This is a genomic window from Streptomyces sp. NPDC050988, from assembly GCF_044456225.1.
Lineage (GTDB): Bacteria > Actinomycetota > Actinomycetes > Streptomycetales > Streptomycetaceae > Streptomyces.
In genome coordinates, this window is sequence record NZ_JBITFQ010000041.1 from 1 (window position 1) to 13963 (window position 13963).

13 protein-coding genes are annotated in these 13963 nt (G+C 68.5%); 9 read left to right on the top strand and 4 right to left on the bottom strand.

Features of this window, described 5'->3' with window-relative positions; translation table 11 throughout:
* Positions 1-115 precede the first annotated feature (115 nt).
* Positions 116-1159: a chitinase gene (locus tag ACIBEI_RS44925; protein WP_398896880.1), complete on the bottom strand. Its 1044-nt coding sequence runs from the start codon at positions 1157-1159 to the stop codon at positions 116-118.
* Positions 1160-1335: 176 nt separating this feature from the next.
* Between ACIBEI_RS44925 and ACIBEI_RS44930 the strand changes: the two genes are divergently transcribed.
* From ACIBEI_RS44930 to ACIBEI_RS44945, 4 genes are all read left to right on the top strand, one after another.
* The gene (locus ACIBEI_RS44930) at positions 1336-1806 is read left to right on the top strand and encodes a hypothetical protein (protein WP_398896882.1); all 471 of its coding nucleotides are present in this window, start codon (positions 1336-1338) and stop codon (positions 1804-1806) included.
* Between the two features lie 19 nt (positions 1807-1825).
* The gene (locus tag ACIBEI_RS44935; RefSeq protein ID WP_398896883.1) at positions 1826-4204 is read left to right on the top strand and encodes a bifunctional polysaccharide deacetylase/glycosyltransferase family 2 protein; all 2379 of its coding nucleotides are present in this window, start codon (positions 1826-1828) and stop codon (positions 4202-4204) included.
* Positions 4204-5604 (top strand): acyltransferase, encoded by a 1401-nt coding sequence (locus tag ACIBEI_RS44940; RefSeq protein WP_398896885.1) that lies wholly within the window; start codon positions 4204-4206, stop codon positions 5602-5604. The genes ACIBEI_RS44935 and ACIBEI_RS44940 overlap by 1 nt, the downstream gene beginning before the upstream one ends.
* A 120-nt stretch (positions 5605-5724) precedes the next feature.
* Complete coding sequence (locus tag ACIBEI_RS44945) at positions 5725-6423, top strand: demethylmenaquinone methyltransferase (RefSeq protein ID WP_398896886.1); 699 nt, start codon at positions 5725-5727, stop codon at positions 6421-6423.
* Positions 6424-6595: 172 nt separating this feature from the next.
* Here the strand turns inward: ACIBEI_RS44945 and ACIBEI_RS44950 are convergent, their stop codons facing one another.
* Both ACIBEI_RS44950 and ACIBEI_RS44955 read right to left on the bottom strand, forming a co-directional pair.
* Positions 6596-6934: a PASTA domain-containing protein gene (locus ACIBEI_RS44950; RefSeq protein ID WP_398896887.1), complete on the bottom strand. Its 339-nt coding sequence runs from the start codon at positions 6932-6934 to the stop codon at positions 6596-6598.
* A 168-nt stretch (positions 6935-7102) separates the two neighbouring features.
* Positions 7103-7609: a GNAT family N-acetyltransferase gene (locus tag ACIBEI_RS44955; RefSeq protein WP_398896888.1), complete on the bottom strand. Its 507-nt coding sequence runs from the start codon at positions 7607-7609 to the stop codon at positions 7103-7105.
* A gap of 137 nt (positions 7610-7746) precedes the next feature.
* On the opposite strand from ACIBEI_RS44955, the gene ACIBEI_RS44960 reads away from it, so the two are divergent.
* Entirely contained in the window at positions 7747-9051 is a 1305-nt protein-coding gene (locus ACIBEI_RS44960; RefSeq protein WP_398896889.1) for a geranylgeranyl reductase family protein, read from the top strand.
* A 247-nt stretch (positions 9052-9298) separates the two neighbouring features.
* On the opposite strand, the gene ACIBEI_RS44965 is transcribed toward ACIBEI_RS44960, so the two are convergent.
* Positions 9299-10129, bottom strand: a complete 831-nt coding sequence (locus ACIBEI_RS44965) for a C40 family peptidase (RefSeq protein ID WP_398896890.1) — start codon at positions 10127-10129, stop codon at positions 9299-9301.
* 778 nt (positions 10130-10907) lie between these two features.
* Between ACIBEI_RS44965 and ACIBEI_RS44970 the strand changes: the two genes are divergently transcribed.
* The 4 genes from ACIBEI_RS44970 to ACIBEI_RS44985 all read left to right on the top strand — a co-directional run bounded on the left by ACIBEI_RS44970 (position 10908) and on the right by ACIBEI_RS44985 (position 13953).
* Positions 10908-11267, top strand: coding sequence for an NADH-quinone oxidoreductase subunit A (locus ACIBEI_RS44970; RefSeq protein ID WP_033319564.1), 360 nt, complete (start codon positions 10908-10910; stop codon positions 11265-11267).
* Positions 11268-11333: 66 nt separating this feature from the next.
* Positions 11334-11888 (top strand): NADH-quinone oxidoreductase subunit B family protein, encoded by a 555-nt coding sequence (locus ACIBEI_RS44975; RefSeq protein ID WP_018528252.1) that lies wholly within the window; start codon positions 11334-11336, stop codon positions 11886-11888.
* Entirely contained in the window at positions 11885-12625 is a 741-nt protein-coding gene (locus tag ACIBEI_RS44980) for an NADH-quinone oxidoreductase subunit C (protein WP_361054996.1), read from the top strand. Before ACIBEI_RS44975 ends, ACIBEI_RS44980 begins: the two co-directional genes overlap by 4 nt.
* Positions 12622-13953: an NADH-quinone oxidoreductase subunit D gene (locus tag ACIBEI_RS44985; RefSeq protein WP_398896892.1), complete on the top strand. Its 1332-nt coding sequence runs from the start codon at positions 12622-12624 to the stop codon at positions 13951-13953. The genes ACIBEI_RS44980 and ACIBEI_RS44985 overlap by 4 nt, the downstream gene beginning before the upstream one ends.
* Positions 13954-13963 lie beyond the last annotated feature (10 nt).

Sequence of the window (13963 nt, forward strand, 5' to 3'; positions counted from 1 at the left end):
GGGGCCGGCCGCCGGGCGGGGGGGCGCGGGGCCCCCCCCGCGCCCCCCCGCCCCCCCCCCCCCCCCCCCCCCCCCCCCCCCCCCCCCACCCACCCGCACCCGAAAAGCAACGAACTCACCCGGTGAACGCCTCGGCGAAATCCCCGGCCCCCTGGTCAACCCCACTGCAATTCGTCGACGCGTCATCCGAAGACGCGTCGTCCCCCTCGCACGGCTGGTCCCGGAACGTCGACCACATCGACACCCACGCGACCCCCTTCTCCTCCGCGAACGAGCGAACCTGGGCCGCGTCGGACAGGGAGAACGTCTCGTTGTCCACGTCGTTGACGCCGATCATCGAGGTGAGGGCGAGCCCCTTCCAGGCCCCGTCGTCCGACAGCCCGAAGACGTCCTCCAGCTGATCGTGGGCGGCCTCGGCCGACGTCTCGGCGTAGTCGCCCATGTCCTCGTCGTACGAACTGCCGTAGTTCATGGTCATGATGTTGACCGTGGAGACCTGGACGCCGTTGTCGTTGGCGGACTCCAGCAGCGCCAGGCTGTCGTCGTCGAGCCCGGACGGCATCACGGGCAGCGTGAAGGTGACCGCGAGATCGGAGCGCTCCTTCTGGAGCAGGGCGATCGCCTCGGAGCGCAACGCGACCGAGTCGGAGTCGGTCAACTGCTTGCCCTCGATGTCGAAATCGGCCTCCGTCGCCCCGGCGGCGTCGAGCGCGGCTCCGTAGGCCTCGGCCAGCTCGGAGGCGCTGTCGCACGTCGAGGCCAGCTCCTTGCCGGAGGCGCCGCCGAAGGAGACGCGCACGGCACCGCCGGACTCCGTGAGCGCCGATATACGGGACTTGACCGCCGAGTCGCCGATGGCCGTCGTGCCGTTCCACTTCGGCGTGCAGCTGCTGCCGCCCGCGATGACGAAGGCCAGGTTGTACGTGGCCGGGGAGCCGGCCGAGTCGTTGTCGGAGGCGGTGGTGGCGCTGACGTACGGGGCGTACGTGGTGGCCGACACCGCCGAGGCCGAGGCCGACGGCGACTGCGAGGCCCCCGCCGCCGATGGCTGTGAGGACGACGATGACGACGACTCCGAGTCCGGTTCCGAGGAGCACCCGGCGCAGGTCAGGGCCGCCAGACAGACGAACCCTGCAGTCGGCTTGAGGAAACTCCGCATTGCGTATGCACCGCTCTCTGGTTCACGTCGTGGACTGAAAACGTCTCACAGGCGACCGCGGTCCACGAAGCCGAGCGGAACTCTCTCAGGGAAACGACAGGATCAGGCATTTCTCATGGCCCACTCACAAGGAAATCAGAGTTTCGGACACATAAAGGCTGCCTAATATCCGGGGAATGCATTCCGAGCCTGCCATCGAATCCCGCGCCGCTGGGCGTGGCCGCCGCCGCAAACGCGGCAACGGGTCCAACGGGTCCGAAGACGGTCCCGTGTTCGTTGACAACTCCGGGCGCAGAGCGAAGCTGCTGCGCCGGATCGGCCTCCTCCTGGGCGTCGTCTGCATCGGGTACGCGGTCGTGCTCGGCATGGCGTTCATGGGCTGGGGCCCCTCACTCTCCCCGTCCTCGCTGCTGCCCTTCGGGGGCGGCGGCCCGGGCAACCAGAACTCCCGGCCCGGCGGCGGTGCCCAGCCGCAGGGCGGCACCGGCAGCCCGCCCGCGCAGCCCACCGGCGTCCCGCCCACGGGCGTCGCCACCGGCGCCCCGCCGGCCGGAGCCGCGCCCACCGCCGCCCCGTCGGCATCCGCTGACCCCGCCTCCGTCTCCGCTCCGTCCGCATCCGCCTCGGCGGCCGCGGACGCCAACTGACCGGAACGCACTCACACTCATGGCTACCACGACGCCCTCGCGCGGCCGCAGGCGCGCCCCGTCCCGCATGACACGGGCTGCGGGCAAGGCCGCGGCGCTGCAGAAACCGCGTGTCATCCTCGCCCTGTTGCTCCTTCTCGCACTCACCAGCGTGATGCTGCTCGACGGCTATCTGCGTGCCGAGGTCGGCGGCGACGAGCGCGTACGCAGCAACGCCAGTTCGAGCAAGGTCCCCGACAAGGTCCTCGACGGCGGACCGATCCTCTCCTTCCGGGGCGGAGAGGCCCAGAGCCAGTCCGTCCCCGACAAGACCATCGCGCTGACCTTCGACGACGGTCCCAACCCCACCTGGACTCCGCAGATCCTCAAGATCCTGGAGGCGAACGACGTCCCGGGCACGTTCTTCGTGGTCGGCTCGATGGTCTCGCGGTATCCGAGCATCGTGAAGGACCTGGTGGACCAGGGCAACGAGATCGGCATCCACACCTTCACGCACGTCGACCTCTCCTACCAGAGCGACGACCGGATCGCCCGCGAGATGGACCAGACGCAGCTCGCGCTCGCGGGTGCGGCGGGCATCACGACCACGTTGTTCCGCGCTCCGTACTCCTCCGAGGCGGACGCCATCGACAACTACAGCTGGCCCGTCTACAAGAAGCTCGGCGAGGAGGGCTACACCAGCGTCTTCGTCGACACCGACAGCGACGACTGGAAGCGGCCGGGCGTCTCGAAGATCATCAAATGGGCCACGCCGTCGAAGAACAAGGGCGCCTCGGTCCTCTTCCACGACGCGGGCGGCGAGCGTTCCCAGACGGTCAAGGCGCTCGGGACGTACATCAAGAAGATGAAGGCGAAGGGCTACACCTTCACCACCATCAGCGGCGCGATCCGGCAGGGGAACGGTCAGAACGCCGAGAACGCCGAGAACGCTCAGAGCGGCCAGGCCGCCCAGAACGGTCAGCAGCCCGGCAGCGAGCAGAGTGAGCAGGCGGGCGGTCAGGTGCCCGGCGGCCAGCAGGGCCAGCAGGGTCAACAGCCGGGGCAAGAAGGTCAGTTGGGCCAGGCGGGTCAGGCGGGGGGAGTCAACAGTCTCCAGGCCGCCCACCGCACCGCCACCGGCACCACTCTCTACGAAGGCAAGGCCCTCGTCGCGGCCGTCGCCGTCGCCGAGTGGACCGTACCGGGGCTCGCGGCCGGGCTCGCCGTCGTCGGCGTCGCCGTCATGGGCCGCTTCGGGATGATGCTGATCCTCGCCCGCAGGCACTACCGGCAGCGCAACAAACGCCGGTTCAGCTGGGGGCCGACCGTCACACAGCCCGTCAGCGTGATCGTGCCCGCGTACAACGAGAAGGAGTGCATCGCCAACACCCTTGAGTCGCTGGCGAAGAGCACCCATCCGATCGAGATCATCGTGGTCGACGACGGCTCGACTGACGACACGTCCCAGATCGCGCGCGATGCGGCACGGTCCTTCGGCATGACGAACGTCCGGGTCATCCGCCAGGAGAACGCGGGCAAGCCCGCCGCCCTCAACAACGGTGTCCGCAGCGCCAGTTACGACATCGTCGTGATGATGGACGGCGACACCGTCTTCGAGCCGGACGCCGTGCACCAGCTCGTCCAGCCCTTCGCTGACCCGGAGGTCGGCGCGGTCGCGGGCAACGCCAAGGTCGGCAACCGCAACACGATCATCGGGGCCTGGCAGCACATCGAGTACGTGATGGGCTTCAACCTCGACCGCCGCATGTACGACCTGCTGCGCTGCATGCCCACCATCCCGGGCGCGATCGGCGCGTTCCGCCGGGACGCCGTCCTGGAGGTCGGCGGCATGAGCGAGGACACGCTCGCCGAGGACACCGACATCACCATCGCGATGCACCGCGGCGGCTGGCGGGTCGTCTACCAGGAGCACGCCAGGGCCTGGACGGAGGCGCCCGCCTCGCTCAAGCAGCTCTGGTCACAGCGCTACCGCTGGTCGTACGGGACGATGCAGGCACTGTGGAAGCACCGCAAGTCCCTTACGGACAAGGGCCCTTCGGGCCGCTTCGGCCGGGTCGGCATGCCGCTGGTGGTGATCTTCCAGATCGTCACGCCGGTCTTCGCCCCGCTCATCGACGTGTTCACCGCCTACTCGATGATCTTCATCGACTTCAAGGCCGCCCTGCTCGCCTGGCTGGCCGTCCTGGGCATCCAACTCGTCTGCGCGGCCTACGCGTTCCGGCTGGACCGCGAGAAGTACCGCTACCTGCTGATGATGCCGCTGCAGCAACTCGCGTACCGGCAGATGATGTACCTCGTCCTCATCCACTCCTGCATCACCGCCCTCACCGGCGGCCGTCTGCGCTGGCAGAAGCTGAAGCGCACGGGCGAGGTCGGCACGCCGGCGGGGGTCGGCTGATGAGCTGGGGGACGGATCAGCCGGGCTACCCGCAGGAGCAACCACAGGGACACGGCTACGGCTACGGCCACGGGTCCGGTTACGGGTCCGGCCAGCAGCAACAGCCGTACGGGCAGCCGCAGTACGGTGGGCTGCCGTACCCCCAGCAGTACGCCGGCCAGGAGCAGCAGGGGTACGCACCGGAGTACGTACCGGAGTATGCGTCGGCGGATTACGCGGCGTACCCCGCGCCGGAACCGGAACCGGAACCGGAACCGGAACCGGAACAGGTGTCGGGCGACACGGCGCAGCTGCCGCCGGTGGAACCAACGCCGTTGGAACCACCGCCGGTGGAACCGGAGTTCGCGGCCGCCCCCGAGGCACAGGCCAAGCCCCGCGATCGCTACTTCGACACCCTGCGCGCGGTCGCCCTGGTCCGCGTCGTCACGTACCACACCTTCGGCTGGGCCTGGGCGGGCATGGTCTTCCCCTCCATGGGGATCATGTTCGCGCTGGCCGGCACGCTGATGGCGAAGTCGCTGGAGCGGCCGGCCCTCAAGGTGATCAGGAGCCGGATCCGCAGGCTCCTGCCGCCGTTCTGGTTCTGGGGCTTCTTCGTCGTGGTCGCGATGCTGATCCACGACTGGATGCCCGGCTGGCAGATCGTCTACTGGATCGTGCCGCTCGGCGACCCGCCCGGCAACGCGTGGGGCGAGCAGGCCTGGGAGATCCTCTGGTACCTGCGGACGTACCTGTGGTTCGTCCTGCTCTCGCCCCTTCTCCTGAGGGTGTTCCGGCTGGCCCCGGTCGCGGTCCTCGTCCTCTCCCTCGCCCCGATCCTGGTCGTCCACTTCCTGTGGGAGCCGCCGGACAACCGCTTCGGGAGCGCGCTGACCGACCTGGCCACCTTCCTCTTCTGCTGGATCCTCGGCTTCGCGCACCGCGACGGCGTCCTGCAGCGGCTGAAGCCGTTCGCCGTCGTCGTCCTCTCGCTCGCCGCGATCGGCTACGCCGGCTGGTACGCCTTCACCCACCAGGCCGAGACGGGCTCGTACGACCTCGACGACATCCCGCTCGCGCAGGCCTTCTGGTCGGCGGGGTTCGTGACGCTCCTGATGTACGCGAAGGCGCACTTCCGGATCGACTTCGCCGGGCTGGCCCGCTTCAAACGCCTCGACCGGATCGTGACGATCTTCAACGCCCGCGCCGTGACCCTCTACCTCTGGCACGAGATCGCACTGATCCTGGCCGTCCCGCTGATCGACCAGTTCTGGAACGTGCCTGCCTTCGAGACGTATCTGCCGCTGGAGAGCCAGTGGTTCATGTTCGGCATCGGCTGGCTCCTCATCGCCGTGTTCATCCTGCTCTGCGGCTGGGTCGAGGACGTGGCGGCGAAGAAGAAGCCGAGGCTGCTGCCCTGAGGGGCTTGGGGGCTTGGAGGGCTTGAGGGTCTTGTGAGAGCCGTCCTCGCGGCGGCGTTCTGACCGGCGTACGGGCCGGGTGCTGGAGAGTCACCCGGCCCGTACTGCCACAATGGGGGCGTGACCCGCGCATCCCTGAACAAGCAGCCGCACGAAGTCGCCTCGATGTTCGACGACGTGGCGGAACGCTACGACCTGACGAACGACGTGCTGTCGCTCGGCCAGGACCGGGTGTGGCGCAAGGAGGTCGCGAAGGCGGTCGACGCGCGGCCCGCGCAGAAGATCCTCGACCTGGCGGCGGGCACGGCCACCTCGTCGCTGCCGTTCGCGCGCACGGGTGCGTACGTCGTTCCCTGCGACTTCTCGCTCGGGATGCTTCGGGTCGGCAAGAAGAACCACCCCTGGCTGCCGCTCACGGCCGGGGACGCCACGAAGCTGCCGTTCAAGGACGACACCTTCGACGCGGTGACGATCTCCTTCGGCCTGCGGAACGTACAGGACACGGACACCGCGCTGCGCGAGCTGTACCGGGTGACCAAGCCCGGCGGACGCGTCGTGATCTGCGAGTTCTCGCACCCGACCTGGGCGCCCTTCCGCACGGTCTACACCGAGTACCTGATGCGCGCCCTCCCACCGGTCGCCCGCGCGGTCTCCTCCAACCCCGACGCGTACGTCTACCTCGCCGAATCCATCCGCGACTGGCCCAACCAGCCCGCCCTCGCCGACCGCCTCACGAAGGCAGGTTGGTCGAGGGTGGCCTGGCGCAACCTGACGGGCGGGGTAGTGGCCCTGCACAGGGGCTACAAGCAGACCCCGTAAGCCGCTACTTCCAGGGGCACGGGGAGCTTTAAGGGGCGCGGGGAACGGCGCAGTCTTTTGTCTTTCAGGGGCGCGGGGAACTGCGCAATCTTTCGTCTTTTAGGGGCGCGGGGAACTGCGTGACCAGCCCCCACCGGCCCGCGGTGTCACCACAACCCGCAGCCCCCGGCAACTACCGCAGCACCACAAACGGATCCCCCGGCTCATCAAGCTCCCGATACAACCCCCCGGCCGGCGGCCCACCCCGCCGAGGCTCCCGCACACCCGCCCCGCCCCCGCCTTCCCCCTCGCCGAAGTCGAACCACACAGTGACGACCGCCCCCCGAGGCACCTCGGACCCCGGCAACGGATACTGCCGTACGACGTAATCGACGACGGTCAGATGGAAGTCGGGCCGATCCGGCGCGGCGAGCAGCACCCCACGGGCCTCGGCCGTCTCGCGCGCGTCCACGGCCATCAGACCGACGAGCCGCGGTACGCGCACTTCGGGTGTCTTGGGTGTTATGCGCACAGACGTCACCCCCAGCGGTACCGGCAGGGTAAGCCCTGCCGAGCCGTGCCGGAAGGTGTCGGAAAGCCCGGCCGAACGCCCCCGGCAGCCCCCGAGAACCGAACGGGACCCAGTCGGGAACCAGGCGGGACTCAGGCTGGAATCAGGCGGGCGCCCGGCCGGAAACCGTCAGAGAGCCAGCCGGTAGCAGTGCCCCAGCTGGTCCGACGTCTCCGTCGTGAACGTCTCGGCGAGTTCCATGCCGAGGCGTCTGGTCACCGCGATCGAGCGCTCGTTGCGGGAGTTGACCATGGCGACCACGCTGGGCACGCCCGTCGCGCGGACCCGTTCGAGCGTGATCCGCGCGGCCGCGGTGACGTACCCCTTGCCCCAGTGCCTGCGCCCGAGCCGCCAGCCGATCTCGATCTCGCCCTTCGGCCCCCACTCGCGCGGCCACGGCTGGGCGCCGGTGAAGCCGATGACCTGGCCCTCCTCGTCGAGCATGGTCCAGAAGCAGAATCCGTACTCGGCATCGTGCCGGCGCTGCCTGGCGGTCAGTTCCTCGTAGAAGGACAGCTCGGCCGGCTTTCCGCCGTGGAACTCCATCACGTCCGGGTCGTCGAAGACCCGGTGCCAGGCGAACGCGTCCTCGTCGGTCGGGACGCGCAGGTGTACCACGGGGAGAGCTCGGTTCACGGGGCAGCCCTTCAGCCAGGTGATCAGTACCGCTGCATAGACTGCCCATGTCGCGTGCCCCTCAGCACGCGGATTTCGAGACTTCGCACTTCGAGACCTAGAGACCTAGAGCCTTCGAGACTTGGGGAGAACCCGCCGTGACCGAGTCCCAGCCCCTCTCCGAACACACCGCCGATGTGATCGTCGTCGGGGCCGGGCCAGCCGGTTCCACCACCGCCTACTACCTGGCCAAGGCCGGACTGGACGTCCTGCTCCTCGAAAAGACCGCGTTCCCGCGGGAGAAGGTGTGCGGTGACGGGCTGACGCCGCGCGCCACCAAACAGCTCGTCTCCATGGGCATCGACATCTCGGAGGAGGCGGGCTGGCTCCGGAACAAGGGGCTCCGCATCATCGGCGGCGGCGTCCGCCTCCAGCTGGACTGGCCGGATCTCGCCGCCTACCCCGACTACGGACTCGTACGGAAGCGGGACGACTTCGACGAGCAGCTGGCCCGGCAGGCGCAGAAGGCGGGTGCGCGGCTGCACGAGCGCTGCAACGTCGGCGCCCCGATCATCGACGACCGCACGGGCCGGATCACCGGTGTGCACGCGAAGCTGGGCGACGCCGACTCCAAGGAGAAGCGCGAGGTCACCTTCCACGCGCCCCTCGTGGTCGCCGCCGACGGCAACTCGACCCGGCTGTCGCTGGCGATGGGCCTGCACCGCCGCGAGGACCGTCCGATGGGCGTCGCGGTCCGTACGTACTTCACGTCCCCGCGTCACGACGACGACTACCTGGAGTCGTGGCTGGAACTGTGGGACAAGCGCGGCCCGGGCGAGGACCGGCTGCTGCCCGGCTACGGCTGGATCTTCGGCATGGGCGACGGCACGTCCAACGTCGGCCTGGGCGTCCTCAACACCACGTCCTCCTTCAAGGAGCTGGACTGGCGCGAGGTCCTGAAGGCCTGGTGCGCCTCGATGCCCGCGGACTGGGGCTACACCCCGGAGAACATGACGATCCCGATCCGGGGCGCCGCTCTCCCGATGGCCTTCAACCGCCAGCCCCACTACACGAAGGGCCTGTTGCTCGTCGGTGACGCGGGCGGCATGGTGAACCCCTTCAACGGCGAGGGCATCGCGTACGCCATGGAGTCCGGCCAGATCGCCGCCGACGTCATCGTCCAGGCGCACGCCCGCGCGACCCCCGCCCAGCGCGAACTCGCACTCCAACGCTACCCGAAGGTCCTCAAGGACACCTACGGCGGCTACTACACGCTGGGCCGCGCCTTCGTGAAGCTCATCGGCAACCCGAAGGTCATGAAGATCGCCACGCAGCGGGGTCTCACGCACCCCGTTCTGATGAAGTTCACGCTGAAGATGCTGGCCAACCTGACCGACCCGACGGGCGGCGACGCGATGGACCGCATCATCAACGGCCTCTCCAAGGTGGCCCCGAGGGCGTGACCCACCGACAGGGTCGTACTGCCGCGCCCCGAAGGGGCGCGGGGAACTGCGCGATCAGCCACGACGGCGCCGCAGACGACAGCCGGCCTTCTTCGGTACTCCCAGCGGGGCCGGCCGCCCGCTGGGGCTGACGAGGCCCCTGAGGCGCGCCTGAGGGCCGCTTCCCCTTCTCGGGGAAGCGGCCCTCACGTTGCGCGGCCGAGAGCCGGAGAGGCCCGGCCAATGGCCTGGAGAGCCCGGCCGGAGGTCAGAGCACGCGTACCGCGCCGCTCGCCGGGTAGCCCGACAGGTCCTGGATGACGACACCCTTCGAGGGGTTCGCGGCGTCCAGGTACTGACCGTTACCGATGTAGACGCCCACGTGGTACGCCGAGCCCGCGCCACCCCAGTACAGGATGTCGCCGACCTGGACGTTGGACAGCGAGACCGGGGTGCCGGCCACGGACTGGTCCTGGGAGACGCGCGGCAGGTCCACGCCGACCTGCTTGTACGCGGCCTGCACCAGGCTGGAGCAGTCCCACGCGTCCGGGCCGCTGGCGCCCATGACATAGGCGTCGCCGAGCTGCGCCTTGAGGAAGTTGATGACCGTACCGACGCTGCCGCTCGCGGGGGCGGGGACGTCGCTGTCGGCCGACGTCGACGTGAGCGTGGTCCGCTCGGAGGACCGGGTGGCGCGCTCGGCGGCGGCCTTGCGGGCGTCCTCGGCCTTCTTCTTGGCCTCCGCCTTCTTCTTCGCGTCGGCGAGGTCCGCCTTGGCCTGCTTGGCGGCCTTGGCGGCGGCCGCGTCACGCTCGGCGCGCAGCTGGTAGTCGGCCGCGGCCTGCTGGGTGACCTCCGCGGACTCGGCGACCTGAGCGGTCATGTCGGACGTGAGGGTCGGCAGCTCCATGGTCTGGGTGACCGGCTCGGCAGCGTTCGCCGATCCGGCCGCACCCGCCACTGCCAGGGTGCTGAGGACGCCACCGGCAACTCCGGCGCGCATCGCGAGCGCTGAGCTGCTGCGAGGCCGGGGTTTCCGGTGGCTGCGTATGTGAGCGGTGTGGGACATAGGGACAACCGGTATCAGGGGCTCCTCCATACCTTCAAGAAACGTGTGGTGCGCCACAGTTGTTCAACGGGTCGCCCGAATCCCGGGCGTGGCGTTCCTTATTGACGCCGTAACGGGCATTGCGGACACCGGCCGTCAAGCCTGTGATCACGGCGTTTCCCTGTTACGCCCGAATTGCCCGCGACCTACCACTCGTTGGAGCGGTTGGCCAAGCCCGGTTGTTTCCCGGCTGTTACCAATGTGACGCACGTCACGGAACGGTTGCCCCTGCGGCGGTGTCGCGCGCGTGGGGCGGGGGAGCTGTGAAGGTCGGGCCGACGGGCGCGTTCCGCTCGTGAACGGATGCACGCGCGATGCGTGCACCCGGGTCGTCCACACCGGGCACTCCAACTCCCCCCGAAGTGTGAACGAGTTCCTCTACCAAGCGCCGATGTCCAAAGCCAATTTGCCTTGGATCTCGCCGCCTTGATAGTGCGCCGAAGCCCGGACCAGCGATGACGGGCGAAAATGTCACCTCTGGTGATCACTCGGACGCTTCTCGTGCGAAGATCGGCACTCATCCGACTTCATGATCCTTCGCCGGGTGGTGGAGATCACAAAGACGTTGTCGTACCCCGTGTCGCAGATCACAGACCCGCAGGCATAAGATGCGGGGCAGTTGGGCTTGTGACCTGCTTCACATGTTCGCGATCTTCGTGGAGCCGCACGAGGCTCGTGGGCCTCATGAGGTTCATGGGGTACGTGGGGCAGGGGGCAACGCCTGATGCAACCGCCAGCAGTCAATGCCGACTGAGAGGAGCGAGGAGCGGTGAACGCGTATGCGCCCATCCTCGTACTGGGAGCCCTCGGGGCAGGCTTTGCGATCTTCTCCGTGGTCATGGCCACGCTTATCGGTCCAAAGCGATACAACCGGGCCAAGCTCGAAGCCTACGAGTGCGGTATCGAGCCGACCCCCACGCCGGCCGGCGGCGGGCGGTTCCCCATCAAGTACTACCTGACGGCGATGCTCTTCATCATTTTCGATATCGAGATCGTCTTCCTCTATCCCTGGGCCGTCACGTTCGACGCACTCGGGGTATTCGGGCTCGTGGAGATGTTGCTCTTCGTGCTCACCGTCTTCGTCGCGTACGCGTACGTGTGGCGGCGAGGCGGCCTGGAATGGGACTGAAACCCGCATGGGACTGAACCCCGCAAGGGACTGAGCCCCGTATAGGGGACAGAGGAGCCACTGAGCATGGGACTCGAAGAAAAGCTGCCGAGCGGCTTCCTGCTGACCACCGTCGAGCAGGCCGCGGGATGGGTGCGCAAGTCGTCCGTCTTCCCCGCCACCTTCGGCCTCGCCTGCTGCGCCATCGAGATGATGACGACGGGCGCGGGCCGCTACGACCTGGCGCGCTTCGGCATGGAGGTCTTCCGCGGCTCGCCGCGCCAGGCCGACCTGATGATCGTCGCCGGACGCGTCAGCCAGAAGATGGCGCCGGTCCTGAGGCAGGTCTACGACCAGATGCCGAACCCCAAGTGGGTGATCTCCATGGGGGTTTGCGCCTCGTCGGGCGGCATGTTCAACAACTACGCGATCGTGCAGGGCGTCGACCACATCGTCCCTGTCGACATCTATCTGCCCGGCTGCCCGCCACGGCCCGAGATGCTGATGGACGCGATTCTCAAGCTCCACCAGAAGATCCAGTCCTCGAAGCTCGGCGTGAACGCCGAGGAGGCGGCCCGCGAGGCGGAGGAAGCGGCGCTCAAGGCGCTCCCCACCATCGAGATGAAGGGCCTGCTGCGGTGAGCGACGCGAACGGCAACGGGGTGAACCCCGAGAAGGACCTCGGCGCCTCCAACCTCCCGGGCCAGCGGGGCGACGGCGGCGAGGAGATCCGCGTCCAGCGCGGCATGTTCGGCGCCAACAACGGCGGGGACACCTCCGGCTACGGCGGCCTGGTCCGCTCGATCCGGCTGCCGGGACCGGCCTCCCGCCCGTACGGCGGCTGGTTCGACGAGGTCGCCGACGAGCTCGAAGGCGCCTTGGAGGAGCAGGGTCTCGTCCCCGAGAACGCGATCGAGAAGACGATCGTCGACCGCGACGAGATGACCTTCCACATCGACCGCGAGCACCTGCTCCAGGTCGCCCAGACCCTGCGCGACGACCCTGCCCTGCGCTTCGAGCTCTGCACCGGAGTGAGCGGGGTCCACTACCCGCAGGACAAGGGCCGCGAGCTGCACGCCGTCTACCACCTGCGCTCGATCACCCACAACCGGCTGATCCGCCTGGAGGTCAGCGCCCCGGACAGCGAGCCGCGCATCCCGTCCCTGGTGACGGTCTATCCGACGAACGACTGGCACGAGCGCGAGACGTACGACTTCTTCGGCATCGTCTTCGAGGGCCACCCGGCACTGACGCGGATCATGATGCCGGACGACTGGCAGGGCTTTCCGCAGCGCAAGGACTATCCCCTCGGCGGCATCCCCGTCGAGTACAAGGGCGCCCAGATCCCGGCTCCGGACCAGCGGAGGTCGTACTCATGAGCACGTCGCACGCATCTGCCGCATCTGCCCGCGAGACCACCGAGGGCACCGTCTACACCGTCACCGGCGGTGACTGGGACGAGGTCGTCCAGACCGCGGCCAAGGCCGACGACGAGCGCATCGTCGTCAACATGGGCCCCCAGCACCCGTCCACGCACGGCGTGCTCCGGCTCATCCTGGAGATCGACGGCGAGACGGTCACCGAGGCCCGCTGCGGCATCGGCTATCTGCACACCGGCATCGAGAAGAACCTCGAGTTCCGTACGTGGACACAGGGCACGACCTTCGTGACGCGCATGGACTACCTGACGTCGTTCTTCAACGAGACCGCGTACTGCCTGGCCGTCGAGAAGCTCCTCGGCATCGAGGACCAGATCCCGGACCGCGCGACGATCATCCGGGTGCTCCTGATGGAGCTGAACCGGCTCTCCTCGCATCTGGTGTGCATCGCCACCGGCGGCATGGAGCTCGGCGCCACCACGATCATGATCTACGGCTTCCGTGACCGTGAGCTGATCCTCGACATCTACGAGCTGATCACCGGCCTGCGCATGAACCACGCGTACATCCGGCCCGGCGGCCTCGCCCAGGACCTGCCCCCGGGTGCGGTGGACCAGATCCGCGAGTTCGTGAAGAAGATGCAGAAGAACCTTCCCGAGTACGACAAGCTCGCCACCGGGAACCCCATCTTCAAGGCCCGTATGCAGGGCATCGGCCATCTCGACCTGGCCGGCTGCATGGCCCTCGGCGCCACGGGCCCGATCCTCCGCTCGGCCGGCCTGCCGCACGACCTGCGCAAGGCGCAGCCGTACTGCGGCTACGAGACGTACGACTTCGACGTGCCGACCACCGACACGTGCGACGCGTACGGGCGCTTCCTGATCCGTCTGGAGGAGATGCGCCAGTCGCTGCGGATCGTCGAGCAGTGCCTGGACCGGCTGCAGCCCGGCCCGGTCATGGTCACCGACAAGAAGATCGCCTGGCCCGCCCAGCTCGCGCTCGGCCCCGACGGCCTCGGCAACTCGCTCGACCACATCAAGAAGATCATGGGCACCTCCATGGAGGCCCTGATCCACCACTTCAAGCTGGTGACGGAAGGGTTCCGCGTGCCGCCGGGACAGGCGTACGCGGCCGTCGAGTCGCCGAAGGGCGAACTCGGGGTGCACGTCGTGTCCGACGGAGGCACCCGCCCCTACCGGGTCCACTACCGGGACCCGTCCTTCACCAATCTGCAGGCCATGGCGGCGATGTGCGAGGGCGGCCAGGTCGCCGACGTCATCGTCGCCGTCGCGTCCATCGACCCCGTGATGGGAGGCGTCGACCGGTGACCACGACCCC